The organism is Rhodophyticola sp. (assembly GCF_965284195.1).
Taxonomy (GTDB): Bacteria; Pseudomonadota; Alphaproteobacteria; order Rhodobacterales; family Rhodobacteraceae; genus Rhodophyticola.
Genome location: NZ_CBDIRM010000001.1, coordinates 2,596,853 through 2,618,941 on the forward strand (window position 1 = coordinate 2,596,853; position 22,089 = coordinate 2,618,941).

At 62.9% G+C, this 22,089-nt stretch carries 25 protein-coding genes; 12 read left to right on the forward strand and 13 right to left on the reverse strand.

All coding sequences use genetic code 11. The annotated features are described in order from the left end of the window. Nucleotides 1–36: 36 nt before the first annotated feature. Nucleotides 37–1,449, reverse strand: coding sequence for a dihydrolipoyl dehydrogenase family protein (locus ACQ651_RS12890; RefSeq protein ID WP_430449498.1), 1,413 nt, complete (start codon nucleotides 1,447–1,449; stop codon nucleotides 37–39). A 3-nt stretch (nucleotides 1,450–1,452) separates the two neighbouring features. After that, nucleotides 1,453–2,199, reverse strand: coding sequence for a TVP38/TMEM64 family protein (locus ACQ651_RS12895; RefSeq protein WP_430449499.1), 747 nt, complete (start codon nucleotides 2,197–2,199; stop codon nucleotides 1,453–1,455). A gap of 288 nt (nucleotides 2,200–2,487) precedes the next feature. Between ACQ651_RS12895 and rpmH the strand changes: the two genes are divergently transcribed. The 11 genes from rpmH to ACQ651_RS12950 all read left to right on the forward strand — a co-directional run bounded on the left by rpmH (nucleotide 2,488) and on the right by ACQ651_RS12950 (nucleotide 11,454). After that, a complete protein-coding gene (gene rpmH, locus ACQ651_RS12900; protein WP_025311815.1) occupies nucleotides 2,488–2,625 on the forward strand; it encodes a 50S ribosomal protein L34 in 138 nt (45 codons plus the stop codon). Nucleotides 2,626–2,647: 22 nt separating this feature from the next. After that, nucleotides 2,648–3,040 carry a ribonuclease P protein component gene (gene rnpA / locus ACQ651_RS12905; protein WP_375551557.1) on the forward strand — a complete coding sequence of 131 codons (393 nt, stop codon included), beginning with the start codon at nucleotides 2,648–2,650 and terminating at the stop codon, nucleotides 3,038–3,040. Further along, on the forward strand, nucleotides 3,037–3,258 hold the full coding sequence (yidD, locus tag ACQ651_RS12910) for a membrane protein insertion efficiency factor YidD (RefSeq protein ID WP_121899005.1): 222 nt from the start codon (nucleotides 3,037–3,039) through the stop codon (nucleotides 3,256–3,258). The genes rnpA and yidD overlap by 4 nt, the downstream gene beginning before the upstream one ends. Before the next feature lie 159 nt (nucleotides 3,259–3,417). Continuing rightward, entirely contained in the window at nucleotides 3,418–4,269 is an 852-nt protein-coding gene (gene ttcA, locus ACQ651_RS12915; RefSeq protein ID WP_375551556.1) for a tRNA 2-thiocytidine(32) synthetase TtcA, read from the forward strand. Between the two features lie 92 nt (nucleotides 4,270–4,361). Further along, nucleotides 4,362–5,915 (forward strand): putative bifunctional diguanylate cyclase/phosphodiesterase, encoded by a 1,554-nt coding sequence (locus ACQ651_RS12920; RefSeq protein ID WP_430449500.1) that lies wholly within the window; start codon nucleotides 4,362–4,364, stop codon nucleotides 5,913–5,915. 208 nt (nucleotides 5,916–6,123) lie between these two features. After that, entirely contained in the window at nucleotides 6,124–7,953 is a 1,830-nt protein-coding gene (gene yidC, locus ACQ651_RS12925) for a membrane protein insertase YidC (RefSeq protein ID WP_430449501.1), read from the forward strand. Next, the gene (locus tag ACQ651_RS12930) at nucleotides 7,950–8,690 is read left to right on the forward strand and encodes an MOSC domain-containing protein (RefSeq protein WP_430449502.1); all 741 of its coding nucleotides are present in this window, start codon (nucleotides 7,950–7,952) and stop codon (nucleotides 8,688–8,690) included. The genes yidC and ACQ651_RS12930 overlap by 4 nt, the downstream gene beginning before the upstream one ends. Next, entirely contained in the window at nucleotides 8,687–9,340 is a 654-nt protein-coding gene (gene yihA / locus ACQ651_RS12935) for a ribosome biogenesis GTP-binding protein YihA/YsxC (protein ID WP_227287582.1), read from the forward strand. The genes ACQ651_RS12930 and yihA overlap by 4 nt, the downstream gene beginning before the upstream one ends. 63 nt (nucleotides 9,341–9,403) lie before the next feature. Further along, complete coding sequence (argB, locus tag ACQ651_RS12940) at nucleotides 9,404–10,267, forward strand: acetylglutamate kinase (RefSeq protein ID WP_227287581.1); 864 nt, start codon at nucleotides 9,404–9,406, stop codon at nucleotides 10,265–10,267. Nucleotides 10,268–10,306: 39 nt separating this feature from the next. After that, entirely contained in the window at nucleotides 10,307–10,957 is a 651-nt protein-coding gene (locus ACQ651_RS12945; RefSeq protein ID WP_430449503.1) for a ferredoxin, read from the forward strand. Next, nucleotides 10,954–11,454, forward strand: a complete 501-nt coding sequence (locus tag ACQ651_RS12950) for a SixA phosphatase family protein (RefSeq protein ID WP_227287580.1) — start codon at nucleotides 10,954–10,956, stop codon at nucleotides 11,452–11,454. The genes ACQ651_RS12945 and ACQ651_RS12950 overlap by 4 nt, the downstream gene beginning before the upstream one ends. A gap of 93 nt (nucleotides 11,455–11,547) precedes the next feature. Here the strand turns inward: ACQ651_RS12950 and ACQ651_RS12955 are convergent, their stop codons facing one another. The 11 genes from ACQ651_RS12955 to ACQ651_RS13005 form a co-directional block, all read right to left on the reverse strand. After that, complete coding sequence (locus ACQ651_RS12955; RefSeq protein WP_286193566.1) at nucleotides 11,548–12,351, reverse strand: amino acid ABC transporter ATP-binding protein; 804 nt, start codon at nucleotides 12,349–12,351, stop codon at nucleotides 11,548–11,550. 12 nt (nucleotides 12,352–12,363) lie between these two features. After that, nucleotides 12,364–13,680 (reverse strand): amino acid ABC transporter permease, encoded by a 1,317-nt coding sequence (locus ACQ651_RS12960; protein ID WP_430449504.1) that lies wholly within the window; start codon nucleotides 13,678–13,680, stop codon nucleotides 12,364–12,366. A 1-nt stretch (nucleotide 13,681) separates the two neighbouring features. Continuing rightward, complete coding sequence (locus tag ACQ651_RS12965) at nucleotides 13,682–14,899, reverse strand: amino acid ABC transporter permease (protein ID WP_227287578.1); 1,218 nt, start codon at nucleotides 14,897–14,899, stop codon at nucleotides 13,682–13,684. 130 nt (nucleotides 14,900–15,029) lie between these two features. Further along, complete coding sequence (locus ACQ651_RS12970) at nucleotides 15,030–16,046, reverse strand: amino acid ABC transporter substrate-binding protein (RefSeq protein ID WP_227287577.1); 1,017 nt, start codon at nucleotides 16,044–16,046, stop codon at nucleotides 15,030–15,032. Nucleotides 16,047–16,281: 235 nt separating this feature from the next. Beyond that, entirely contained in the window at nucleotides 16,282–16,995 is a 714-nt protein-coding gene (locus tag ACQ651_RS12975) for an ATP12 family chaperone protein (RefSeq protein WP_430449505.1), read from the reverse strand. Then, nucleotides 16,992–17,681: an HAD-IA family hydrolase gene (locus ACQ651_RS12980; protein ID WP_430449506.1), complete on the reverse strand. Its 690-nt coding sequence runs from the start codon at nucleotides 17,679–17,681 to the stop codon at nucleotides 16,992–16,994. Before ACQ651_RS12980 ends, ACQ651_RS12975 begins: the two co-directional genes overlap by 4 nt. Then, nucleotides 17,678–18,727 carry an RluA family pseudouridine synthase gene (locus tag ACQ651_RS12985; protein WP_430449507.1) on the reverse strand — a complete coding sequence of 350 codons (1,050 nt, stop codon included), beginning with the start codon at nucleotides 18,725–18,727 and terminating at the stop codon, nucleotides 17,678–17,680. Before ACQ651_RS12985 ends, ACQ651_RS12980 begins: the two co-directional genes overlap by 4 nt. Continuing rightward, nucleotides 18,724–19,104: a fluoride efflux transporter CrcB gene (crcB, locus tag ACQ651_RS12990; protein WP_227287573.1), complete on the reverse strand. Its 381-nt coding sequence runs from the start codon at nucleotides 19,102–19,104 to the stop codon at nucleotides 18,724–18,726. The genes ACQ651_RS12985 and crcB overlap by 4 nt, the downstream gene beginning before the upstream one ends. Before the next feature lie 32 nt (nucleotides 19,105–19,136). Continuing rightward, complete coding sequence (locus ACQ651_RS12995) at nucleotides 19,137–20,453, reverse strand: replication-associated recombination protein A (RefSeq protein WP_430449508.1); 1,317 nt, start codon at nucleotides 20,451–20,453, stop codon at nucleotides 19,137–19,139. Nucleotides 20,454–20,536: 83 nt separating this feature from the next. After that, nucleotides 20,537–21,124, reverse strand: a complete 588-nt coding sequence (locus tag ACQ651_RS13000) for an acyl-homoserine-lactone synthase (protein WP_121899022.1) — start codon at nucleotides 21,122–21,124, stop codon at nucleotides 20,537–20,539. Between the two features lie 80 nt (nucleotides 21,125–21,204). Then, nucleotides 21,205–21,816 carry a helix-turn-helix transcriptional regulator gene (locus ACQ651_RS13005; protein ID WP_121899023.1) on the reverse strand — a complete coding sequence of 204 codons (612 nt, stop codon included), beginning with the start codon at nucleotides 21,814–21,816 and terminating at the stop codon, nucleotides 21,205–21,207. 90 nt (nucleotides 21,817–21,906) lie between these two features. Between ACQ651_RS13005 and ACQ651_RS13010 the strand changes: the two genes are divergently transcribed. Then, nucleotides 21,907–22,074: a hypothetical protein gene (locus tag ACQ651_RS13010; protein WP_227287571.1), complete on the forward strand. Its 168-nt coding sequence runs from the start codon at nucleotides 21,907–21,909 to the stop codon at nucleotides 22,072–22,074. Nucleotides 22,075–22,089 lie beyond the last annotated feature (15 nt).

A 22,089-nucleotide genomic window follows, 5' to 3' on the forward strand; every position in this document is an offset into this window, starting at 1 on the left:
CACGGTCGGCTCTCTTCCTTGAACAATTCGTGCGGTTTAAAACCGCTGCACCAGTCGCACAACCCGTTTGACCCAAGGGTTTTCGAACAATCTGGGAGAGAAATACGCCCCCGCGGCGCGTTTGTTAATCTCCCCCAGGGTGGGATAGGGCGCGACCATGCCTGCAACAGCGCTCATTTTCAGACCGTTGGCAATGGCAAGCGCCCATATCTGGATCAGCTCTCCGGCCTGTGCGCCGACGATGGTGGCGCCCACGGGCTTGCCCTTCACCACCATGACTTTGACAAATCCCGTAGTCCGGCCCGTGGCGATCGCCCGGTCATTCTCGTGATAGGGGAAGCGCGCGACCTCCAGCCTGTCGCCATGCCTCTCGCGGGCCTCCGCCTCGGTCAGGCCGACCTGTGCAAGTTCCGGATCGGTATAGGTGGCCCAGGGGATATGATCGGTCCGTGCCCTGGCGGGCAGCCCGAACAGCATCGGCCGGATGATGACGCCCGCGTGGTAGCCCGCGACATGGGTGAATTGCAGCCCGCCCGCGGCATCGCCCACGGCATAGACGCGCCGGTTGCTGGTCGAGCGCAGGCCCGCATCCACCTCCACGCCACGCCGGGTATGGGCCACATTGCCCGCCTCCAGCCCCAGCTTGTCGACATTGACCTTGCGGCCAACCGCGACAAGCAGGTGGCTTCCTTCAAAGCCGCGGCCATCCTCGGTTGTCACCCGGATGCCGCCGCCGGTTTCGGCCACCTGCGTGACCTGCGCGTTTTCGACGATCCCGACCCCCTCGGTCTTGAGCTTTTCCAGCACGATGGCCGCCGCCTCGGGGTCGTCCCGGCCCAGCGCCGTCATGCCTTCCAGCACGGTCACCTCGCAGCCCAGACGGCGATGAGCCTGCGCCATCTCCATCCCGATCGGGCCGCCGCCGATGATGATCAGATGGGGCGGGCGCGCGCGCAGGTCGAAGATGGTTTCGTTGGTGAAATGCGATACCGTCTCTAGCCCCGGGATCGGCGGCACGAACGGGCGCGATCCGGTCGCGATGACAAAGCGGCGGGCGGTGATCACATGGTCCCCTGCCTGCACTTCCCTTTCCGAGATGAAGTGCCCGAACTCGCGGATCACATGAACGCCGAAACCTTCGAACCGCTCCTGGCTGTCGACCGGCGCGATCATTTCGATCACGCCTTGCACGTGGTCCTTCGCGGCGACGAAATCCGGCTCGGGCGCATGACCTCCAACCCCGAAGGCGGAAACGGAGGTTTCATGCGCCTTGTGCCCGGCGGCCAGCAATGCCTTGGAGGGCACGCACCCGTAGTTCAGGCAATCGCCCCCCATCTTGTGGCCTTCCAGCAGAACCACCTTCGCTCCCATCTGCGCCGCCCCGGCAGCGACGGACAACCCGCCCGAGCCCGCGCCGATGATGCAGATATCCGTTTCGATCCGGGTCATGGCTCAAAGTCCCTTTTTGCCGCGAACGGCCTTCAGAAGGATCGGCAGCAATGCCAGCGCGCAGAGCCCGAGGATCGGCAGCAGGATCCGGGGCTCGAAGATGATGCCGAGATCCGGTGTCTCGCCGCGGGCGAAGACCTCGCCCAGCCCGGCCCCGACCGATGTGTAGACAACCGCCCCCGGCATGATCCCGAAAAAGGTCGAGATGACATAGCGCCGGGTGGGCACCTCAAGGAAGGCGGGAACAAGATTGGCCACGAAAAACGGCACCGCCGGGATCAGCCGCATCAGAAACAGCATCGACCACTGGTTTTCGTCGATACCGTCCTTGATCCGCTTCACGAGCCCTTCGGAGCCTTCAAGCCGCGCCCCCATCCGGGCACCGAAACTGGTCTGCGCCGCAAGGAAAATCGCCGTCGCCCCCAGCGTGGCGGCGGTGATGTTGAAAAACGCGCCTGGGAACGTGGCGAACAGAAAGCCTCCGGCCAGCGTCGCGACCGTCGCTCCCGGCAGCGAAAACGCGACGATCAGCGCATAGATACAGATGAAGGCCAGAACCGTCAGAAGATAGTTGGCATCCCGGAATGCGATCAGCGCCTCCCGATTGTCGGCCAGCGCCTGAAAGGCGGCGTCAAAGCCGAGATACGACCGGAACACCCACGCAAACAGACCCGCGCCGATCACGATGACGGCAAGCGGCAGATAGCGCGCGATGGGTGATTTGCTTTGCTCTTTCACGATGTCCGTCATCTGGATTGTCCTTCATGCTCAACTTGGACCCTAAATGCGGGATCGCGTGCAAGGGCGATAGCGCGCCTCACGGCTGCTTGATGTACCGTGACGGAAAGAGGGCTTTTATGTCAGGAAATCCGCCCTTTCCAGCATATCCGGCAGCGCCATGTTTCAAGCTCCCAGATTCCTCGCCCGGATTTGTTGACATGCGGCCCGCAAGACCGTATTGCCCGGACTTCTAGAGATTCCCGTGCCGTTTGACGCGCCCATCCGGGGTGCCGTCCGGCAACACTACGGAGCGATACAATGTCGAAACGCACATTTCAGCCGTCCAACCTGGTGCGCAAGCGTCGCCACGGATTTCGTGCGCGCATGGCCACGAAGGCAGGCCGCAAGATCCTCAATGCCCGCCGCGCCCGTGGCCGGAAGTCGCTGAGCGCCTGATCCTACCCGAAAGGCCGGTGCCATGACACCGAATGCGCCTCCGCCGACGGCCCCGTCGACGGGGGCTTTTTTGCTTGAAAGGCTCCGCAAACGCTCCGATTTCCTGCGCGCGGCCAAGGCGGCGCGCGCGCCGGCTCCGGGGTTTCTGCTGCAGGGCCGGCAGCGGCACGCGGACGAAGAGACCACGCCGGGGACAATCCGCGTCGGCTTCACCTGTTCGAAAAAGGTTGGCAATGCCGTCGCGCGGAACCGCGCCAAGCGGCGCCTGCGGGAAATCGCCCGGCTGGTCCTTCCACTGGAAGGACGCCCCGGCTGGGACTACGTTCTGGTGGGCAGGCCCGCGGCGACCGCCGCCCTGCCCTTCGACCAGCTCAAGACCGATCTTTCCCGCGCGCTGAAAAAAGTCCACCGATGACCGTTCTTGCCCGTATCTTTGCTCTGCCAGTCCGCGCCTACCGGCTGATCTTCTCTCCCTGGGTCGGGTTCAACTGCCGCTATCATCCGACCTGTTCGGCCTATGCGCTGGAGGCGCTGGAGAAACATGGCGGGTTGAAAGGCGGCTGGCTGGCGCTCCGCCGGATCGGGCGCTGCCACCCCTGGGGCTCCTCGGGCATCGACAACGTGCCGGATTGAACGGCCCGCAGCTGCCGGGCCGGCACGCGCCTGCGAGAGTTGCCATGTCCTTTTGCAAATCGCACGGAGGGGCCCGAACCGGCGGTCAGATGATGCGCCCGCTTGACGCCGCCCTGCCCCGGCCCCTATGCCAAATCCAGATCACAAAGGCCCCGCCCCATGCTGGACGATACCGACGACATCCACCCGCTTTTCAACGGCGCGCCGAAGACGGCGGAGTTCAAGAAACTGCGCAAGCGGATCATCCGCGAGACCCGCGAGGCGATTGAGCGGTATGGCATGATCGAACGCGGCGCCCGATGGCTGGTCTGCCTTTCGGGCGGAAAGGACAGCTACACCCTGCTGGCCGCTCTGGTGGAGTTGCAATGGCGCGGGCTCCTGCCCGTGGATCTTCTTGCCTGCAATCTGGATCAGGGCCAGCCGGGCTTTCCCGCCACGGTCCTGCCCGAGTTCCTGAAGCGGATGGGCGTGCCGCACCGGATCGAGTATCAGGACACCTACTCCATCGTCATGGACAAGGTGCCTCAGGGCCGGACCTATTGCGCGCTCTGTTCCCGGCTGCGGCGGGGCAATCTCTACCGCATCGCGCGGGAGGAGGGCTGCTCCGCCGTGGTGCTCGGCCATCACCGCGACGACATTCTGGAAACCTTTTTCCTCAACCTCTTCCATGGCGGCAAACTGGCCACAATGCCCCCCAAGCTGCTGAACGACGAAGGCGATCTCTTCGTCTATCGCCCGCTCGCCCATGTGGCGGAGGTCGATTGCGACAGGTTCGCCCGTGCCATGGGCTATCCGATCATCCCTTGCGATCTGTGTGGCAGTCAGGACGGGCTGCAACGTCAGGCCATCAAGCAGATGCTCGACAGATGGGAGACCGCCTCCCCCGGTCGGCGGCAGAAGATGTTCAGCGCGCTGATGTCGGCACGGCCCTCCCATCTGCTGGATCCGGACCTGTTCGACTTTGCCGGACTCACCAGATCGGTCGCATTTGAGCAAAATTCCACCGACTAACGGCACAGCGTTAAGGGCCTGTCAGGCAGTTTGACTTAGCGATGAGGCGTTGACCGGCGATGTCTGCCGGGCGGTGTTGCGAAGGGTCGATCATGCCGAGATTTGAGTTTCTGCGTTTTTCCGGCCTGCTCGAAGGACTGCGGGGCGGGCTGTTGCGGATCGACGTCTTGGTGCTTTACCCCATACTGGCGCTGATCGCCGTGGGGTTCGGCGAAATCGAGATTCTTCTCGTCACCGCATTCCTGCTGCCGGCGCTGCTTGCCTTGCAGGCCTTCGCGCGCGCCCCGCGGGCCCGGCGGGACGGAGGTCGCCCCGCCGGGGCGGAAGGGACGCATGGCTTGCCGACCCGCGCCTCGCTCATGGCGATGCTTGACCGGATCGCGGCACAATCGCCGGCCGAAGCCACCGCGGCCATCATGGTCCATATCGACGAACTGGCCAGCGTGACCGAGCGCTGGGGCGGCGAAACGGTCGATGATATCCTCCTTCGGGCGGCAGACCGTTTGCGCGCGGTGCTCAGACATGACGACATGATCGCCCGGATCGGCGAAGCAGGCTTCGGCATCGTGCTGCATCCGGTCCGCAGGGCAAGTTCCGATGTCCTTCTGGGTGTGATCGAGCGCATGGAAACGGCCTTGCGGCAGCCGTTCGCAATCGGCGGCTCTTCGGCGCATATCTCCGCGTCCTTCGGCTACTGCACGCTGGACATGGCGCCCGCACCCACCGGGAAGTCGATGCTGGACGCGGCAGAGGCCGCGCTTGCCGAAGCGCGTGGCAACGGCCCGTCCGCAGTTCGCGCCTTTTCAGGGGAACTCGGGCAGCGGCGGCGCAAAGGCTCAGATCTGGCCGACAGGGTCAAACCGGCGCTGGCCTCCGGCGAGATCCGGGCCTGGTACCAACCGCAGATCTGTACCGATACCGGCATCATCAGCGGTTTCGAGGCGCTGGCGCGATGGCACCACCCCGAACATGGCGTCTTGCCGCCCGGCGAGTTTCTGCAAGCCGTCGCAGCTGAGCAGCAGATGGCCCGGCTGGGCGAGGTGATGCTCTATAATGCGCTGGCGGCCCTGCGAAGCTGGGACAGGGCGGGCCTGTCCATCCCCTCGGTCGCTGTGAACTTCTCCGCCGAGGAGCTGCGCGACCCGCGCCTTGCCGACCGGATCAAATGGGATGTGGACAGGTTCGACCTGCGCCCGGGCCGGTTGACGGTCGAAATCCTCGAAACCGTCGCCGCGCAATCCGAAGACGATATCATCATTCGCAACATCGAGATGCTGGGAAGCCACGGTTTCAATCTGGATCTGGACGATTTCGGCACCGGTCAGGCCTCGATCGCGAATATCCAGCGGTTCAATGTGAACCGGATCAAGATCGACCGCAGCTTCGTGACCAGACTCGACAAGGATCCAAAGCAGCAATCCATGGTCTCCGCAATCCTGTCGCTGGCCGAGCATCTGGGCGTCGCCACGCTGGCAGAAGGGGTCGAGACCCCGGGCGAGTACAGCATGCTGGCGCAGCTCGGCTGCGGCCATGTGCAGGGCTTCGGCATAGCCCGCCCGATGCCGTTTGAGGACACCATCGCCTGGGCCGCGGCGCATACCGCCAAACTGGCTGACACCGCCGGGATCGGTCGCCAGGCGGGATAACCGCCCGCGAAGCACCCGCATGTGCCGGCCCTGGCTGCCCGGCTCTGCCGCACCCTGCCTTTCCGCCACATGCCCGCCGCGGTCGCGCCGCACCGCCAGGGCGAGACGAAACCGCGCGGAAGCCTTGCGCCACGGGGAAAAGCCCTTGACCTTTCCAGCCCCAATCTGTTGAACCTCCCTGACTTCAACCAAGGGGTGGTCCGCAACAATGAACGATCAGAACAGAAACCTGATCCTGGCAACTGCGCTGAGCTTTCTGGTCATTCTGGTCTGGTTCTTGCTGTTCCCGCCGCCCGAACCGCAGGTGGCAGACCCGAACACACCCGCCGTTACCGCGCTGAACGAAGACGGCACCGAAATGGCGTTGACCCCTCCGGTTGCGGACGCGTCGGACACGCCGCAACTTGCCACCGATGCCGAAACGCGCGCCAGCATCCTGTCCGAAGCGGAGAGGATCACCATCGACACGCCCGCCGTGTCCGGCTCGATCTCCCTCGTCGGAGGGCGGATCGATGATCTGTCGCTCAACAACTATTTCGAGACGCTGGAGGACGACAGCCCGACCGTTACGCTTCTGTCCCCCGTGGGCGAGTCAGAGGCCTATTACGCGCTTTACGGATGGGCCCCGGCCGGCGATCTGGGTTTCGAAGACGTGCCCGGCGCCAATACCCCATGGCAGATCGAGAGCGGGGACACCCTCACTCCCGAAACTCCGGTGACGCTGATCTGGGACAATGGCAACGGTCTGATTTTTCGCCGCACCGTCTCGATCGACGAAGATTTCATGTTCGAGATCACGCAATCGGTCGAGAACACGACCGAAACACCGGTGCGCATGGCGCCTTATGGCATCGTCGCGCGCCACGGACTGCCCTCGGATCTGCAGAATTTCTTCATCCTCCACGAAGGTGTGGTGCGCAAGATCGACGGCACGCTCGATGAGATTGCCTATGACGATCTGCCGGATCTGGATTTCATCCAGCGCGAAGGCACACCCGCCGAGGTGATCGACGTCACCGAAAACGGCTGGATCGGGTTTACCGACAAATACTGGATGACCACGCTGATACCGGGTGAGCAGCAACCGTTCACATCGGTGACCCGCTATGTGCCCTCCAGCGACATCTACCAGACCGAGGCGCGCCTTCCGACGATGACCGCCGCACCGGGCCAGACCACCGAGATCACGACGCAGCTGTTCGCCGGAGCGAAGGAATGGGAGACCATCCGCGACTATCAGAACGAAGGCGGCATCGCACGGTTCCTCGACTCGATCGACTGGGGTTGGTTCTATTTCCTCACCAAGCCGATTTTCTGGATGCTGCACACGCTGAACGCCCTGATCGGCAATATGGGCGTGGCGATCATCGCGCTGACCCTGATCATCAAGGCGGTTCTGCTGCCGCTCGCGTTCAAATCCTATGTCTCGATGGCGAAGATGAAAGAGCTTCAGCCCGAGATGGAAAAGCTGAAGGAACGCGCGGGCGACGACCGGCAGAAACTCCAGCAGGGCATGATGGAGCTTTACAAGACGAACAAGGTGAACCCCGCCTCGGGCTGTCTGCCGATCCTGTTGCAGATCCCGATCTTCTTCTCGCTCTACAAGGTGATCTTCGTCACGCTGGAGCTGCGCCATGCTCCGTTCTTCGGCTGGCTGAATGACCTTTCCGCTCCGGATCCGTCGTCGATATTCAACTTCTTCGGGCTGCTGCCATGGGCGGCACCGGAACCCGGCTCGATCATGGCGCTATTGTTCATCGGCATCCTGCCGCTGCTTCTGGGCGTATCCATGTGGCTGCAGCAAAAGCTGAACCCGGCGCCGACCGACCCCACGCAGGCGATGATCTTCGCCTATCTGCCATGGGTCTTCATGTTCATGCTCGGCAGTTTCGCCAGCGGCCTTCTGGTCTACTGGATCGCGAACAACACGATCACCTTCGCGCAGCAATACACCATCATGCGCAGTCAGGGCTTCAAGCCGGACGTATTCGGGAACATCCGGTCGGGGTTCCAGCGCAAGAAGCCTGAAGAGAAATGACTGTGCGCCTGACCTCGATCTGGCGCTATCCGATCAAGGCCATCGGGGCCGAGGCGCTGGAGCGGGTCGTGCTGGCGCCTGACCGCCCGCTGCCGCTGGATCGTGCCTGGGCCGTGCTTCAGGACGGCGGAGAGTTCGATGGCAGCTGGAGTTCCTGCCGGAATTATCTGCGCGGCGCCAAGGGGCCGGGTCTGATGGCCATAACCGCGCGGGTCGACGGGGCGTTGATCCATCTAAGCCACCCGGATCGGCCCGATCTGGCGCTGGACCCGGATGGCGACGCAGCCCCGCTTCTGGACTGGCTGCGCCCGATCTACCCCGAAAACCGGCCCGCCCCGGCAAGGCTGGTGAAGTCGCCGGAGCAGGGCATGAGCGATGCGCCCTTCGCCTCGGTCTCCGTCCTGAACGCCGCCTCGCTTCGCGCCCTGTCGCAAAGACTCGGTCAATCGCTCGACCCGCGCCGGTTCCGCGGCAATCTGTGGCTCGACGGGCTCGCCCCATGGGAAGAGTTCGATCTGGTCGGCAAGACGCTTCACATGGGGCGCGTTGAACTGAAGATCGTGGAGCCCATCGGACGCTGCACCGCCACCGAAGCCAACCCGGAAACCGGACGGCGGGATGCAAGAACGCTGGACGCGCTCGAGGCGGGCTGGGGCCACACCAATTTCGGCGTCTATGCCAGCGTCGTTCTGGGCGGCGAGATCGCCGTTGGCGACACCGCCGGGATCAGGCCGTGAACGCGCTTCCCTTTCCGATCGCCGACCCGCCGGACGACGCCACAGTTGAGCGGGGGCGCAGGCTTTTCGCCACCGGTGCGGAGTTTCTCAAAGGTGTGGTCGCGATGGATGGCATGCCGCCCGCCGACCGGGTGGAGGTCTGCTTCGCCGGCCGCTCCAATGTCGGGAAATCCACCCTGATCAACGCGCTGACCGGGCGCAAGGCGCTTGCGCGTGCCTCGAACACGCCGGGACGCACGCAGGAGATCAACTTCTTCACCCTGGCCGACAGCCACTATCTCGTCGATCTGCCGGGATATGGCTTCGCCAATGCGCCCGTGGCCGTGGTCGAGAAATGGCAACGCCTGCTGAAATCCTATCTGGCGGGCCGCGCCACGCTGCGCCGGGCCTTCGTGCTGATCGACACGCGCCACGGCGTCAAGCCAGTCGATGAGGAGATCATGGCGCTGTTGGACAAGGCCGCCGTGACATTTCAGGTCGTCCTGACAAAGGCGGACAAGGTCAAGGACAGGGACCGCGAGAAAACCCTGACGCAGGTCCGCGGTGCGCTGGCCGGTCACCCCGCCGCCTATCCCGAACTGGTGCTGAGTTCGTCGGAGAAGGGTGAGGGTATCGCCAGCCTGCGCAGCATCATCGCCACGCTCGACTGAGCCTCGCGCTTGCCTCGCCCGTGCGACGCCCGTAACAAGACGCGACGCGAGAGGCCAGATCCGATGAAGAAACAGACCGCCATGACCCGTGACTATGTTGCCACCGCCCGGACCCTGAACGAGGCGCTGCCCTATCTGCAACGCTACGACGATGCGATCGTGGTCATCAAACTGGGTGGCCACGCCATGGGCAGTGACGAGGGCATGGCCAGCTTCGCCCGGGACGTGATGCTGATGCGCACGGTGGGCGTAAACCCCGTCGTCGTCCATGGCGGCGGCCCGATGATCAACGACCTTCTGGCCCGGCTTGGCGTGGTGTCGGATTTCGTGAATGGCCAGCGGGTGACCGACGCAGCCACCGTCGAGGTGGTGGAGATGGTTCTGTCGGGTCGGGTCAACAAACGCATCGTGCAGGCGATCAACTCCGCGGGCGGCAAGGCTGTGGGCCTGTCAGGCAAGGATGCCGATCTGATCGTTTGCGATCAGGCGGATCCGGAACTGGGCTTCGTCGGCCATCCCACGGACATCAACCTGGACCTTCTGCAGCAACTGTTTCAGGCCGAGATGATCCCGGTGATCGCACCCATCGGCACGGGCCGCAACGGCGAGACCTTCAACATCAACGGCGATATCGCCGCAGGTGCCGTGGCAGCCGCGCTGAAAGCGGACCGGCTGCTGCTGCTCACCGATGTCTCCGGCGTCAAGAACGCTACCGGCGACGTGGTCACCGAGCTTTCCGCCGCCGAGGTCGAAGAGATGACCCGCGCAGGCATCATCGCGGGCGGCATGATCCCCAAGACCCAGACCGCGCTGGACGCCGTGCGCGCCGGGGTGCGGGCATGCTCCATCGTGGACGGGCGCGTGGCCAATGCTGTGCTGCTGGAGCTGTTTACCGATCACGGCGCGGGCAGCATCATACGCGCCTGACCGCTTGCGCCACCGGGCGCGGCCCGACAAGGTAGGGCGATGGAGTACTCCGCACTGAGCGCGCGCGTGCGTGCGCACCATCTGGACATATTCGGCGCGTTCCACCCCGGCCCCGGAGACGACGCGCCGGCGGGCACGGAAACGCTCGTGCTCCTCGGCCCGCGGGAGCCGGGCTTCTGGGCGCATGTCACCGCCGAGCCGGAATTCACCGACCGCAAGCCCGACCCGATGGATCGCTGGTCGCGCCGGGTGATCGGGCGGCTGGCCTGCGATCTCGGTGTGAAGGCAAGGTTTCCCTTCGGCGGGCCACCTTTCGCGCCCTTCATCCGGTGGGCCACGCGCACCGGGCGGGCCTGGACCAGCCCGGTGAGCATTCTGGTGCATGACGTGGCGGGGCTCATGGTGTCCTACCGCGGAGCGCTGGCGCTGAAGGAGCGGATCGCGCTGCCGGAGCCTCCGGCCGCGCCGCCTTGCGAAACCTGCCACAAACCCTGCCTGACGGCCTGCCCCGTCTCCGCCCTCACGCCACAGGGCTATGACACCATCGTGTGCCATGCCTATCTGGATACTGTCCCCGGAGAGGCATGCCTGAGCGCGGGTTGCGCCGTGCGCCGCGCCTGCCCGCTCAGCCAGTCATATGGCCGACAGCCCGCCCAATCCGCCTTCCATATGAGAAATTTTCATCCATGAGCCTGACCCTGATCCTGATCCGCCATGCGAAATCCGACTGGGACGACCCCACGCTGGACGATCACGACCGCCCGCTGAACGAACGCGGGCAGCGCGATGCGCCGCGCATCGGCGCCTGGTTGCGGGCGAAGGGCCATGTGCCCGTGGCGGCGATGATTTCGACCGCCGTCCGCGCCGCCGAGACCTGGACGCGGCTGGGTTTCGATACGGTGCAGGCCAGCTATCACCAGCGTCTCTATCACGCGCCAGCCCCAGTGATGCTGGGTACCCTCGCCACAGCCCCCAGAGACGCACCCGTGGTCGCGATGGTGGGTCACAATCCCGGTATCGCCGAATGCGCCGAAAGACTGCTGGCGCACCCGCCCGATCATGGCCGTTTCTCCGACTATCCCACTTGCGCCACGCTGGTGGCGCGTTTCGATGCGGCCAACTGGTCCGATATCCATTGGGGAACCGGCACGGTGCTCGACTTCGCCACGCCGCACGATTTACCCTGAGCGCGGCGGACCCCGGGAAACGCCGGTATGTTTGCAAGACACAGGCCGCCCCGAGGGACGGCCTGCACGATCTGTAGAAAACCCGCTACCGGATCAGTGGCCGAGGATCTGGCTCAGGAACAGTTGTGTCCGCTCGGATTTCGGGTTGTTGAAGAACTCTTCGGGTTCGTTCTGTTCCACGATCTGGCCCTGATCCATGAAGATCACGCGGTTTGCGACCTGTCGGGCAAAGCCCATCTCATGGGTCACGCAGATCATCGTCATGCCTTCCTCGGCAAGCTGGATCATCGTGTCAAGCACCTCCTTGATCATCTCCGGATCGAGCGCCGATGTCGGCTCGTCGAAGAGCATGATCCGGGGCCGCATGCACAGGCTCCGGGCGATCGCGACACGCTGCTGCTGGCCGCCCGAAAGCTGCCCTGGGTACTTGTCCGCCTGCTCCGGGATCTTGACCTTGTTGAGGAAATACATCGCCGTTTCCTCGGCCTCCCGCTTGGGGGTCTTCCGCACCCAGATCGGCGCCAGCGTGCAGTTTTCCAGGATCGTCAGATGCGGGAACAGGTTGAAATGCTGGAACACCATGCCGACCTCTGACCGGACCCGGTCGATGTTCTTCAGGTCGTTCGACAACAGCGTGCCATCCACGGAGATGGTGCCTTTCTGATGCTCCTCCAAAGCGTTGATGCAGCGGATCAGCGTGGATTTGCCCGAGCCGGAAGGGCCACAGACAACGATCCGTTCACCCTGATTGACGGTCAGGTTGATGTCGCGCAGCACGTGGAATGTGCCGAACCATTTGTTCATGTCCCGGATCTCGATCGCCACCTCGTCGGAGATAGCCATTTTCGAGCGGTCGATTTTGCGATCCGCGACGGGCGAAGTCTGAGCGTCGGTCATATGGACGTCTCCTTAGCGATGTTCGGTGCGGAGCTTGCGCTCCAGGAATTGCGAGTATTTCGACATTGAGAAACAGCAGATGAAGAAGCAGAGCCCAATGAAGATGAAAAGCTCCCAATAGATGCCATTCCAGTCGGTGGTCGCGCGGATCAGGTTCGAGAAGCCGATCGGATCTGACAGCCCCACGAAAACCACCAGCGTCGTGTCCTTGAACAATCCGATGAAGGTATTCACGATCCCCGGGATCGAGATCTTGAGCGCCTGAGGCAGAATGATCAGCTGCATCGATTGCCAGTAATTCAACCCCAGACTGTCGGCCCCCTCGTACTGCCCCCTTGGCAGTGCGGCGAGACCGCCCCGAATGACCTCCGCCATATACGCGGATGCGAAGAAGGTCACCATGATGATCACCCGCAGAAGCAGGTCGAAATTGGTGCCGGGCGGCAGGAAGTAATTCAGCAGCAGCGAGGCCGTGAACAGCCAGACGATCAGGGGCACGCCACGGATCACCTCGATGAAGGTCACACAGGTCTTGTTGATGATGAACAGATCCGATTGCCGCCCAAGCGCCAGGAGGATGCCCAGAGGGAAGGACAGGATGATACCTGTTATCCCGATGATGAAGGCCAGCATGAAGCCGCCGATTTCGTCGGAGGAGACATACTGCATCCCAATCGGCGCGATGGAATTGAGGATCGCGGTAAGCGGACCGGCCAGCAGGAGCCAGTAGAGGATCGGTACAACGAACGCCCCGATGATTGCCAGCAGCGGCCCAACCACCTCGGCCCCGTATCTGAAGACCGCGCCGGCGATCACAAATCCCAAGGCAACGACAATCGGCCCCCAGATCGTCCCGCCCCAGATCAGCCAGAAGCAAATGAACGGCGCGGCAGCCGTCAGATAGAAGAGCTTGCGCGGGACGCCCTCGAACAGGATCGGGGATACGGCCACGAAGAAGACCAGCAGCGCCGCTACGGGTCGCCAGTACAGATCCTGCGGATAGAAGCCGAACAGAAGTTGGTCCCACCGATCCGCGAGGACGGCCCAGCAGGCCACGCTGGCATCCTCTCCGTAAAGCTCGTTCCGGATCTCCCGGCATTCGGTCAGCGAGCCCGCGTCCCATATGCCGTAAAGCATCCAGCCAAGGGTGTGGCTGAGCACGTAATAGATCACGTAGAGCGACAGGATCGTCAGGATCGCATTCAACCAGGAGGAAAACAGGTTTTCCCTGAGCCACTTGATAGCGCCGCGTTCGGTGACCGGCGGTTCGGCCTCAGGAAGCATGGTCTCGCGCACATATGAGACGGTTTGCGCATGAACGTCACTCATCTCAGCGCTCCTTCAGCTTGATGGACTGGTTGTAGACATTCATCAGCCCCGAGATGATCAGCGACGTGACAAGGTAGAACAGCCCAAGAAGCAGCATCCCCTCAAGTTCCCGACCGGTCTGGTTGATCGAGATACCGCCAAGAGTGGATCGGACATCCATGTATCCAACGGCAATCGCGAGCGACGAGTTCTTGGTGAGATTGAGATATTGCGAGATCAGCGGCGGAATGATGACCCGGAGAGCCTGTGGCAGGATCACGAGATTCATCGTCCGGTTCGGACGAAGGCCCAAGGCAAATGCCGCCTCAGTCTGGCCTTTCGAAACGGCCAGGATCCCCGATCGCACATTCTCGGCGATGAACGCTCCGGTATAAAGCGACAGCGCGAGCCAGAGCGCGATAAGCGAGTTTCTCAGATGTGTGCCGCCCGCGAAGTTGAACCCCGCCAGTTCCGGGTATTCAAGCGTCACCGGTCGGCCCAGAATGTAGTAAAAGAGGATCGACGGAATGAAGAACAACCCAAGCGATACCCAGAAAACCGGCAGGATAACCCCGGTTTCCTCCTGACGTTTGCGGGCATAGCGCCGAAAGGCGAAGATACCCGCGAGCGAGGCCAGGAAGACGAGGATCAGAACCGTTGCCCCCTCGCCCCAGACCGGTGCGGGAATGAAGATGCCGCGGTTGGTTATGGCGACGGTGTCGAACAGGATCATGCTGGCTTCGGGGTTTTCGCCGCGAAAATCCCGCGGCTGAGGCGTTGCCTCGGTCATGATCGCGAAAACGATCAGGATCCACAGAAGCGTGGGAATGTTGCGAAAGCCCTCGACATAAACGCCCATCAGCCGCGACACGATCCAGTTCTTCGACAGGCGCAGAACGCCCGCGATCACACCCAGGATCGTGGCCAGGATGCAGCCCAGAAAGGCAACAAGCAGCGTGTTGAGAATGCCGACCAGCGCGGCGCGCGCATGGGTCGAGTCGTTGGAATACTCGATCAGGCGCTGGTTGATATCATATCCGGCCCGCTGTCCAAGAAAGCCGAAATTGAAGTCCTTGCCCAAATCCTGAAGGTTCTGGACCGTATTGTTCGCCAGCCAGAACACCCCCGCCATGATCAGAATGAAGGCCACCACCTGGATCGTCAGCGACCGGTAGCGGGTATCGTAGATCAATTGGCTTAGTCGGAAGGCTTCGGCGGGTGGTTCCGTCATCGTTGCCATATCGGGCACCCCTGCAACTGTTGGTATGCCGAACTCTGTAACAGCGCGATATCGGCTGCCCGGTTCGGTCTATGGTTGTTGTGTAGATAGACGAAGGGCGCGGAATGACCGCGCCCTTCGAGGTTTCTGCTTACCGGAACGGTGGCGAGTACAGCAGGCCGCCATCGGTCCACTGAGCATTCAGGCCGCGGGACAGGCCGATCGGCGTCGATTCACCGATGTTGTCCTCGAACAGCTGGCCGTAGTTGCCAACCGCTGCAATCGCGTTCTGGGCCCAGTCGGAGCTCAGACCAAGCATACCGCCCAGTTCACCTTCGGTGCCCAGAAGACGGTTGATCTCCGGGTTGTCGGTGCCACTGGCCAACTCGGCCACATTGGCCGACGTGATGCCCAGTTCTTCGGCGGCGATCAGCGCGTTCAGCGTCCAGCGGACGATGTCGCCCCATTCGTTGTCGCCATGACGGACCAGCGGCCCAAGCGGCTCTTTCGAGATGATCTCGGGCAGAACCACATGCGCCGACGGATCTTCGAAGGTGGCGCGCGTCGCGGCCAGACCCGAAGCGTCGGTCGTGTAAACGTCGCAGGCGCCAGCCAGATACTGCTGCTGCGCTTCGGCGTTGGTTTCGATCGGCACGGGCTCGTAGCTCATTCCGTTCGAGCTGAAGAAGTCGGCAAGGTTCAGTTCGGTCGTGGTGCCGGTCTGGATGCAGACGGTTGCCCCGTCCAGTTCCATGGCCGAAGCCACGCCCAGTTCACGCGGAACCATGAAGCCCTGACCGTCATAGTAGTTGATACCGACAAACTCGAAGCGCAGGTCGACATCGCGGCTGAAGGTCCAGGTGGTGTTCCGCGCCAGCATGTCCACCTCGCCAGAAGCCAACGCGGTGAAGCGGGTCTGACCGGTGGTGGGCACGAAGTTCACGGCCGTTGCGTCGCCAAAGACGGCGGCGGCAACCGCGCGGCACAGGCCGACATCGAAGCCTTCCCATTCGCCACTGGCGTTGGGGGCAGCAAAACCTACCAGGCCGGTTGTCACGCCGCAGTTCAGGCTGCCGCGCGCCTGGACTTCGTCCAGCGTCTGCGCGGAGGCGAACCCGGCGGCGAGACCAGCAATAGCCAGAGTGCCGAAAAGTACGGATTTTTTCATTGTTTACCTCTTCCTGATGGACTGCCTTTGAGGACAGTTTCCGATGGCCAAGAGTGCCTTGGCATAGCTCATGAGAGGCTTCCACCCCCTCATCGCCTCTAAATTGGGCAAATATGTGCCGAGAGGTCAAGGGGCGGGAGCCTTGTTTCCGCGGGGTCAGGACATATCCGATGGCGTCATTTCAGTAGATGCTTAAATGACAAGCATAACGGATGCTTATATGACGTTGGTGCAATCAGGACCCGTCCGACAGTCTCCAGAACCGCGCCGCATGACGGAACGCCTGCTCTTTCTGCGCGGCAAAACGGGTGGCTTCGTCGTCTTCGCCCCACTGCTCGACCTGCCAAAGCTCATCGATTCGCGACAGAAGCCATGCCTCTTCCGGGGCAATCCGATCCTCCGTCACGGCCAGCGCCAGCAGGAGCGACCCCGAAAGCGTGACCAGATCGTGAAACGCCGTTAGCGAGAACGGCCTGATCGAGCCGACCAGTTCTGAATAGACCCGCAGACTGGCGGGCGGCTGATCCACCGGCAGCACCCCTTCGGTCGCGATCAGCGGCCCCTGAAAGCGGCGCGCCGCCCAGTCCAGTATCGGGTCCCAACCCGCGATCTGCCGCGCGACAAGCGCCTCGGGGCTCCCGGCCCTGTGGCACAGCAGGTCGGTTTCCGCATAGGCCGCCAGCATCGCCGCGACCTCCGCCTGCTGCGGCGCGACCTTGTCGATCGCGGAATTGGCTGAACGGGTCACGGGCATGCTCAGCGGGTCGATCTTCTCACCCTGGGCCGCCCATTCTTCGGCGATGGCCTCGGCCATGGCCCGGCTTGGAAGCGTCAACGCGGATTTGAACGGGGTGCGGACCGGATGACCATCGAGCGAGACGGAAAATGCGCCATCGCCCTCCACGACCTCTGCCCTGGTCCAGAAACGCCTGACGGACCATTCGCTCATCGCGTCCCCCAGATGCCGGACAGCGCCTGCGGCAGGGCCTTGAAATCCGGCAGGATCTCGGTCGCACCCGCCGCCTTCAGCGCCGCGCCCGCGTGATACCCCCACCCCACCCCGATCGAGTGAATGCCGCCTGCGCGGCCCATCTCGATATCGTAGGTGGTATCGCCCAGGATTACCGCATTCTCGGGGGCCACGCCGGTATCGCCGAGACAGGTCAACACCATGGAGGGGTGCGGTTTCGACGGGTGGTCATCTGCGACCTGCACGGTGTGAAACAAAGGCCCGAACCCATGCAGATTGAAGAGGTGATCCAGACCGCGCCGGGATTTGCCGGTGGCCACACCCAGCAAGACATCCTCCCGCGCCGCCAGCGCGTGCAACGCCTCCATCGCGCCCGGAAACAGAGGGGATTGGGCCACCTGATTGCCTGACCGGCGCAGCGCCGCGAAGCTGTCCTTGTAGGCCTCGACCAGTCGTGCATTCAGCCCATCGGAGGCGTCGGGCACCAGCCGCGCCATCGCCTCCGGCAGCGACAACCCGACAATCGACAATGTCGCCTCGCGGCCTGGCGGAGCCATCTCCAGAGCCTCGAATGCCCAGGTCATGGAGGCGAGGATATGCGCCTGGCTGTCGACCAGAGTGCCATCGACATCGAAGATCACCAGTTTCGGGGCCGCGCCGGTCACGAAGCGGCCTCCTCGAACGGGTCGGCGGGCACGTCGCGGGCGTCCCAGCCCAGGGTCTCCCATGTCCGCGCCATATGATCGGGCAAGGGCGCGACAAGGTTCAGCCGCGCGCCTGTCATCGGGTGGGTCAGCGCAAGGGAGCGGGCATGCAGATGCAGCTTCCGGCTGATCTGTCCGCCAAGCTGCGCACCCCAGCCATCGCCCAGATTTTCCTGGCCGCTGCCCCCGTATTTCCCATCGCCGATCACCGGGTGTCCCATCTCGGCCATATGGGCGCGCAACTGATGGGTGCGCCCGGTCACCGGCACCATCGCGACCCACGCGGCGCGGGTGCCCAGATTGCTCAGCACCGCATAATCGGTGGTCGCCCGCTTGGCCCCTGACGTCGCGTCCACCTCACCGGGGTGCAGGCACAGCATCTTCTCGCCCTCGCCGCCTTTTCCATGGCCGGGCGCCTTCACCAGAGCGAACTTGATCGTCCCCATGCGCGGCAAGGGCGCACCAGCCACGGCGGCCCAGTAGATCTTCCGCGTATCTCGGGCCCGAAACGCCTTGGTGAGGGCGGCTGCCGCCTGCCGGGTACGGGCCAGAAGCAGAATGCCGGATGTGTCCTTGTCCAGCCGATGCACCAGCCTCGGCTTGTCGTCGAAGCCGAACCGCAATGCCTGGGCAAGCCCGTCCACGTGCGTGGTCTGTTTGCTTCCGCCCTGCGACGGCAAACCGGGCGGCTTGTTCAGGGCGATCAGATGGTCGTCCCGGTAAAGCACCGCCGCGCGGATCATCTCCGCGTCGGCGTCCGAGACCGTCATGTGGGCGATCGCGGGCGCGGGCGCGGCCTGATCCGGCAGCGGCGGGATGCGCACCTTCTGCCCGGCTGCGATGCGCGTCGCGGGCTTCACGCGGCCACCATCCACGCGGATCTCGCCCTTTCGGCACATCTTTTCGATACGCCCCTGGCTGATCTGCGGAAACTGACGCCGAAACCAGCGATCGAGACGTTGATCGCCGTCACCCGGCGCCACCTCAAGGGTCTGTACGCCGCTCATGTGAATATCCCCCGCGCGAGCCACAGGCCGAGAACCAACCCGAGGATCGAGAAACCTACCGAAGCCAGCACATAGATTACCGCGGAGGCCATCTCGCCCCGCTCATAGAGTGTGACCGCCTCCAGCGAGAAGGCCGAGAATGTCGTGAATCCGCCCAGAAACCCGGTCACCACGAGAGGCGACAGATGGGTCAGCCCGCGATGGGCCGCGGCGACCACAAAGAGGCCCATCAGGAACGAACCCAAAACATTGACGGTGATTATCGCATAGGGGAAAGACGTATGTCCGACGATCCGGATCATGCCCAAACCCGTCAGATAGCGCAGAACCGCCCCCGCCGCCCCGCCAAGGGCCACCTGAAAAACCGCTGTCATCATGGGGCGGGGTTTCGGGCCTGCGGGTCGCGATGTCAACTGTGCTGACGTTCGGCGCGCAGCTTGTTGAAATAGGCAAGCCGCTTGGCCAGTTCGCGTTCATAGCCGCGCTGGACGGGCTGGTAGAATTGCGCGCGCCCCATATGCTCGGGAAAGTAGTTCTGCCCTGAAAACCCGTCCTTGGCGTCGTGATCGTAATCGTATCCGGCCCCATAGCCCTGATCCTTCATCAGGCCCGTGGGGGCATTCAGGATATGTTTGGGCGGCGGCGTCGAGCCGGTGGATTTCGCCGATTTACGCGCATCTTTATATGCGGTGTAGGCCGCGTTCGATTTCGGGGCGAGTGCCAGGTAGAGCACCGCCTGCGCCAGGGCCAATTCTCCCTCGGGCGAGCCAAGTCTTTCGTAGGTTTCCCACGCATCCAGACAGACCCGTTGCGCCTGCGGTTCTGCCAGGCCGATATCCTCCACCGCCATCCGGGTGATGCGACGCGCCAGATAGCGCGGGTCTTCGCCGCCTTCCAGCATCCGGGCCAACCAGTAAAGGCTGGCATCCGGGTCGGAGCCGCGAACCGATTTGTGCAAGGCCGAGATGAGGTTGTAATGGGCGTCGCCGGATTTGTCATACTGCGCGGCGCGGCGCGACAGCCGTGCACCGAGGGCAGGCGTATCCAGCGGATGCTCCGGCTTCCAGGCCGCCACCTGTTCGACAAGGTTCAGCAACGCCCGCCCGTCGCCATCGGCCATCTCGCGCAGGGCGACCCGCGCGTCCGATGTAAGCGGCAGCTTGCGGTCCAATTCGGCCTCGGCCCGAAGCAAAAGTTGCTCCAGCTCCGCGTCCTCAAGCCGTTGCAGAACCAGAACCTGCGCCCGGCTCAGAAGGGCGGCGTTCAGTTCGAAGGACGGGTTTTCCGTCGTGGCGCCGACCAGAAGGATGGTGCCATCTTCCATATGCGGCAGAAACCCGTCCTGCTGTGCCTTGTTGAATCTGTGGATCTCGTCCACGAAGAGCAGGGTGCCGCGCCCGTTGGCATGGCGCATCTTGGCCGCCTCGAACACTTTGCGAAGCTCCGGCACGCCGGTGAAAATGGCGCTTATCTGAACGAAATGGAGATCGGTTTCATCGGCCAGAAGGCGGGCAATCGTGGTCTTGCCGACGCCCGGCGGCCCCCAGAAAACCAGCGATGACAGGGCGCCACTGTCGAGCATCGTCCGCAGGCTGCCCTCAGGCCCCAAAAGATGGGATTGGCCGATGACGTCTTCCAGATTGCGAGGTCTCAGCCGGTCCGCGAGCGGGCGAGGCCCGGCGGACGCGGGCGCATTGGATGCAGCTGTATCAAATAGGTCGGCCATACCCCATATCTAAGGGGACGGCGGGCGAGTGCATAGACCCCGCCCGTCGCGATCGTGTGCGTGCAATGAAGACACAATCCATCTCAATGCATCTTCGAGGCCATCGAGACGAAATAGCAGCGATGGGCAACGCCGCCGATCTTCAACAAGGGGCCACCGGGTTCCATCGTGATCCCGAGGCGGCGACCCAGTCGCGGAATACCGATCGGCAGCAGCCCCAGAAGCGTGGTGGCCCCCAACGCCCTTGCAGACCGCACCATATGGCCCATCAGCGACATCTGCACCTCGCGCCTTATGTCCGTGCTGACCCCCTCGGCAACGAACAGACGGTTTGCATCCCAGATATGGGGTGCGATCGGTGCGGGCTCGTCCAGCAGGTTGGAGGGGATTTCCTCCAGCAACCCACGCTGCGCGTCGCGCACCATGTAGCTGTAGATGCCGCAACGCGCGGTGGTCGGCGTCAGCCGGACCCCGGCCAGGACCTTGCCACCTTCATGTACGCAGACCCACCTGCTTTGCGGCGTGTCATACTGATCGAACTCCATGCCGTTGGCACTGGGCAGATCCCAATGCATATGGTCGATAAAGGTCGAGTGCCTTGCACGAAGCATGTTCGCAAAGAGCGGCCCATGCCGATGCATATTGTTGAAAGAGAGGGTCGTAGACTGCATAGGTCGGCCTCCTTAGGGTTCGAGTGAAAAACCTCGTTCGCGGAGGAGTGTTCCAGCGGCGCACCATTATCCTAACCCCCTCAGATCAAGCCATATTCCCGTGCCCGCTGAACCGCTTCGGCCGTGGTACGGGCCATAAGCTTCTGGCGGGCAGAGGTCAGGCGTGCCTTGAAGGCACTTTCGGATATGCCAAGTTTGGCTGCGGCGGCTGCATGGCGGTCCCCATCCGCGATACATCTCAAAGCTTCGATCTGCGCCTTGGACAAACGTGTCGGCGGCACAGACAGATCGTGCATGCGTTGCACGATCCGATGCACGTACTCCATTTCCTCCTCTGTATATTCGCGGTCGCCCCTAGCAGCCCCAGCTATGGTCCGCGAAGATAATGGGCCGATCGAACAGATCATCCCGTAGTGCATTCCATACTCACCCGCCTCTTTAAGAATTCCAAACGGGTCCGGAAGGCCGATCTGGCTCCAGCGGCGGGTTCCCGTATGGCTCAGCCCCCAGGCCAGGGTCGGATCCCTCAGCCCGTAAACTTTCGCTGTATATATTTCCTGCCATTCCTCGGGATATGTGTTCACCATGATCAACGGTGAGACATAACGAATATGCAATCCGACCGCGTAGCCGCCCGGCGTCGCCAGGGCGAGCTCATGTAGAAGCAGATCGAGGGCAGGTGTTTTTGACATGGTTCCAGCGAAAAGACATGTCTTTTTAGATAGGTTGCCAGAAAGTCGGTCAACCTTAAAATGTTAACGGTATGAGTATAGGTGTCCGTGATGTCTAAAAAGATCGACCCGGATCTTTTTGCACGATTGATGGGTTTGCCGCAGCCGGCGCGTAATGATCTGCTAGAGTTTTTAGGTGAAACCCCGGTTGCCGAGGCCGAATTGGAGCGTTTAATTGAAGACGCTGCCAATAAGGACGGCCCGCTGAAACCCACATAAATGAAGAAACCCCGC

Excerpts from the sequence above, each read along its gene's own strand:
- ACQ651_RS12890 (WP_430449498.1), bottom strand. The coding sequence starts at position 1,449 with ATGACCCGGATCGAAACGGATATCTGCATCATCGGCGCGGGCTCGGGC.
- ACQ651_RS12895 (WP_430449499.1), bottom strand. The coding sequence starts at position 2,199 with ATGACGGACATCGTGAAAGAGCAAAGCAAATCACCCATCGCGCGCTAT.
- rpmH (WP_025311815.1), top strand. The coding sequence starts at position 2,488 with ATGTCGAAACGCACATTTCAGCCGTCCAACCTGGTGCGCAAGCGTCGC.
- rnpA (WP_375551557.1), top strand. The coding sequence starts at position 2,648 with ATGACACCGAATGCGCCTCCGCCGACGGCCCCGTCGACGGGGGCTTTT.
- yidD (WP_121899005.1), top strand. The coding sequence starts at position 3,037 with ATGACCGTTCTTGCCCGTATCTTTGCTCTGCCAGTCCGCGCCTACCGG.
- ttcA (WP_375551556.1), top strand. The coding sequence starts at position 3,418 with ATGCTGGACGATACCGACGACATCCACCCGCTTTTCAACGGCGCGCCG.
- ACQ651_RS12920 (WP_430449500.1), top strand. The coding sequence starts at position 4,362 with ATGCCGAGATTTGAGTTTCTGCGTTTTTCCGGCCTGCTCGAAGGACTG.
- yidC (WP_430449501.1), top strand. The coding sequence starts at position 6,124 with ATGAACGATCAGAACAGAAACCTGATCCTGGCAACTGCGCTGAGCTTT.
- ACQ651_RS12930 (WP_430449502.1), top strand. The coding sequence starts at position 7,950 with ATGACTGTGCGCCTGACCTCGATCTGGCGCTATCCGATCAAGGCCATC.
- argB (WP_227287581.1), top strand. The coding sequence starts at position 9,404 with ATGAAGAAACAGACCGCCATGACCCGTGACTATGTTGCCACCGCCCGG.
- ACQ651_RS12945 (WP_430449503.1), top strand. The coding sequence starts at position 10,307 with ATGGAGTACTCCGCACTGAGCGCGCGCGTGCGTGCGCACCATCTGGAC.
- ACQ651_RS12950 (WP_227287580.1), top strand. The coding sequence starts at position 10,954 with ATGAGCCTGACCCTGATCCTGATCCGCCATGCGAAATCCGACTGGGAC.
- ACQ651_RS12955 (WP_286193566.1), bottom strand. The coding sequence starts at position 12,351 with ATGACCGACGCTCAGACTTCGCCCGTCGCGGATCGCAAAATCGACCGC.
- ACQ651_RS12960 (WP_430449504.1), bottom strand. The coding sequence starts at position 13,680 with ATGAGTGACGTTCATGCGCAAACCGTCTCATATGTGCGCGAGACCATG.
- ACQ651_RS12965 (WP_227287578.1), bottom strand. The coding sequence starts at position 14,899 with ATGGCAACGATGACGGAACCACCCGCCGAAGCCTTCCGACTAAGCCAA.
- ACQ651_RS12970 (WP_227287577.1), bottom strand. The coding sequence starts at position 16,046 with ATGAAAAAATCCGTACTTTTCGGCACTCTGGCTATTGCTGGTCTCGCC.
- ACQ651_RS12975 (WP_430449505.1), bottom strand. The coding sequence starts at position 16,995 with ATGAGCGAATGGTCCGTCAGGCGTTTCTGGACCAGGGCAGAGGTCGTG.
- ACQ651_RS12985 (WP_430449507.1), bottom strand. The coding sequence starts at position 18,727 with ATGAGCGGCGTACAGACCCTTGAGGTGGCGCCGGGTGACGGCGATCAA.
- crcB (WP_227287573.1), bottom strand. The coding sequence starts at position 19,104 with ATGATGACAGCGGTTTTTCAGGTGGCCCTTGGCGGGGCGGCGGGGGCG.
- ACQ651_RS12995 (WP_430449508.1), bottom strand. The coding sequence starts at position 20,453 with ATGGCCGACCTATTTGATACAGCTGCATCCAATGCGCCCGCGTCCGCC.
- ACQ651_RS13000 (WP_121899022.1), bottom strand. The coding sequence starts at position 21,124 with ATGCAGTCTACGACCCTCTCTTTCAACAATATGCATCGGCATGGGCCG.
- ACQ651_RS13005 (WP_121899023.1), bottom strand. The coding sequence starts at position 21,816 with ATGTCAAAAACACCTGCCCTCGATCTGCTTCTACATGAGCTCGCCCTG.
- ACQ651_RS13010 (WP_227287571.1), top strand. The coding sequence starts at position 21,907 with ATGTCTAAAAAGATCGACCCGGATCTTTTTGCACGATTGATGGGTTTG.